Raw genomic sequence first — 3,168 nt, 5'->3', positions numbered from 1 at the left:
CTCCAATTCAAACTTAACAGTTACTTACTATAGATTCACAGTTAGATTTCATCTCTTTAGCCTTCTCCAATTCAAACTTAACAGTTACTTACTATAGATTCACAGTTAGATTTCATCTCTTTAGCCTTCTTAAGAACTTTGTTATAATGAACTATGACTTTGAATTGCCTATTCTATCAAAAATAGCAAAAGAACCTGTAAATCTAACAAAAAATCCATTATTAAATCTCTCAAAATTTGATGTCAGTTCTGTTATAATAACAACAAATTTATTGTTATTATAATCGAGAAGAGGAGGGGTTAATTTGAAACAAACTGAGGAAGAATTCAAATTAAGTGAAGTAATAAAACTTACTGGACTGTCTGATCAAACAATTCGAAGATATCAAGAGGACTTTAATATTCAAGGAATTCGTACTCAAGGTGGTCATCGTCGTTTCAAAAGAGAAGAAATTGATATGTTACTTGAGGCTAAGAGATTAAAAGAAGAACATGGTTATTCTTTTAAGCAAATCCGTTCACATTTTAATGGAGAAACAACATCAGAGATGTTAGAAAAGAATGAACCTATGAAAACAGTTTTTGAGAAGAAAATAGTGAATTTAGAAGAACAATTAGCAGAGGCAACTGAGAAAATTGATTCTATGGTTCAGGTTTTAACAACATTTATGAATCAAAGTGGACAAACAAATCAAAAAATTTTATCTCAATTTCAAGATGTACTAAAGGCACTTCCTGAAACATCTACAACTACAAACAACCAAAGAATCTTGGAAAAAGAGCAACGTCTAAACGAATTGAAAATTAGGAACAAATTAAAAAAAGAAGCCATCGAAAAATGGGGCATTTTACCTGAAGAGGAACGGACTACCACTGTGAAAACTGGTCTGTTTAGTTTTAAAAGGGAAGAAAATCATAATAAAAAACGTGCTTTCATCGAAGATTACATAAGTGAACATTTAGTAGATCGACTTGAAAGAGAGTATGACATGAAATAAAATCAATGATTAACCTAATTTTAGTGAAAGATAAAAAATGAAAGAGGCATTGCCCTTAGTTAAGCTGAATTAACTAAGGGCAATGCCTCTTTCATTTGGAAGATTATTTTTATTGAAACTAAAAATTGCACTTTGCATGCTGGTTGAGAGTAGAGAGAAAGATTTTATTTTTCAGATAAATAATTTTAAAATTATTTATTATCTAAATGAAAAAGATTAGCCTAAAATACTCGTTTTGATATATTTTGCTAATTTTTATTGAATTATGAGACTAGTTAACGCTATAATAAAACTAACAAAAAGGACCGGAATAGAAAAAAGACTTCAACTGTTTAAGAAGTGCTGTCAACACTCTTAAACCGTTCCCCCTAGTTACGGTAGGGAAAACACTTGTCGAAGTCTCTTGTTAATAGAGTTAGTTTTTCTATAAAATAAAACTTATGTTTTTATTTTATACGAAATTGACATCTATTTCAAGGGCTTAGTTCATCAAAATCAAGGCATTGTTTTCCTTTTCCCAGGGAAACAGTGTCTTTTTTGTGTTCCTTAAAGGAGACGATGAACAAATGACAAAAATATTAACCTGTTATTTAAAAGATGTAGATACCTTCAATGGACGGTTCAAATGGTTATGGAGCAACAAGTCCACGCTTCGTAAAAAGAAAGAAGAGTTTTTAGACATTCTTCGTACCTACTTTAAACAACAACAATCTGCTATACATAAAGAATTTCCTAAAAAGAGAATGGAAATGCTCGATCACGTCATCTATAACCTAGKGGCTACAGGCATTCAAGCGATCCGTTCTGAAACRCTTATGAAGAAATTTAATGTGTCCAAAAGTACCGTTTCTCGTTTTGTACGCTCGTTAAAAGCGACGCCCTTTATACTTGTGGCACGTTACATTAAAGARGATRCAACAGGTACTCATCCTGACAGTTATGTATTTATCCTTAAAAGCCATAARAACTTTCAGCACATTTGCGATGAAATCTTTTTTGCCCATGATACAACAGGKATACAAACRCTTCAACAAGAAGAAATGACCACTCCTGTGACACGTCCTGTGACGCATCCAGAAAGTGCTGAAAACGTTGACACAACAAGCTTAGAGGCCGATAAATCATCTGATGCCTTTATTAACCTTGATTTACCTGTAAATCATATAAATAATCATTTAATATCTGTTTCACAGTCATTCAGCTATATCAAAGGTGTTCCTAAGAAAGTCAATCAAGTCTATGCAGGTAAGTATGGGCATCAACTACAAGACTTCTATGCTCGTATTCAAAATGCTGCAAAAGCTGTAAAACGAGATATGGAGATTGAGATTAAAAAAGAGCAAGTACATGACATTGCGTATACATCCATTGTGGGATTAGATAAATATGTGCATGAAGCCAATCAACAAGGCAACCCGTTATCCCTACGGGATATGTGTCGATTAATCTATCAAATTGCGAAAAATCAATTCTATGAATTAGCAAAGTCTAAAGAACAGGATTATTCATCAGTATACGCAAACCAACCAGAAGTTATACATAACGAAAGCAAAGAAACACCATTGGTTACACCTAAACGGATTATCCGCAAGGAACTAGTTCCAAATTGGTTAAAAGCTGAACAGCAGCAAGAAGAAGCTACAAAAGAATCAGAGATTTCTTTGGATCAACAGCTTGAAATGATTCAGTTAAAGCAAGATTTAGGACAAGAGCTAACACCAGCAGAAGAGGGTCTGCTACAGGAGCACAGCTCCACCTATAGTTTGTTGGAGATAGCTCAGGTAAAACAAGACTTAGGACAAGCTTTAACGCCAGAGGAACAAGAATGTTTGCATCAACAGAACCAGTTAAAAGACACAGCTCCCTAATCAAAAAAGTAGAAATCTCTTAGAAGCTGATGTTTTAATACATTCTGTTTATTTAGAACTGTGTTCTAAATAAACAGTAACTAATAATCTACACAGGAGGAGACTATTATGCCACACAAAATTACCTTAACCGGATCAGCCACTGGACCTTTACGAGAGTATGATCGCTACGTTGCCTTTGATATGCGTGAAAAAGGGTCACCATCTGCGCCTAAAGGATTAAAGAAGAGTACCTTTATTTCGTATACGGTGTTTGTTGCGAAGAAAGCCTTTAATAAAACAGGGCTCACGAAGAAAAGCAT

2 protein-coding genes and 1 pseudogene are annotated in these 3,168 nt (G+C 33.9%); all 3 read left to right on the top strand.

Annotation, left to right across the window (positions count from 1 at the left end):
* Positions 1 to 305: 305 nt before the first annotated feature.
* On the top strand, positions 306 to 998 hold the full coding sequence (locus AC1D0Y_RS29350; RefSeq protein WP_477708435.1) for a helix-turn-helix domain-containing protein: 693 nt from the start codon (positions 306 to 308) through the stop codon (positions 996 to 998).
* 566 nt (positions 999 to 1,564) lie between these two features.
* Positions 1,565 to 2,866 (top strand): replication protein, encoded by a 1,302-nt coding sequence (locus AC1D0Y_RS29345; protein WP_477708434.1) that lies wholly within the window; start codon positions 1,565 to 1,567, stop codon positions 2,864 to 2,866.
* A gap of 108 nt (positions 2,867 to 2,974) precedes the next feature.
* Positions 2,975 to 3,168, top strand: a pseudogene (locus AC1D0Y_RS29340) (ParB N-terminal domain-containing protein); the annotation flags it as partial.

Source organism: Priestia sp. P1_B12_1 (assembly GCF_056406695.1).
This window is presented reverse-complemented; position numbering and strand designations above follow the sequence as displayed.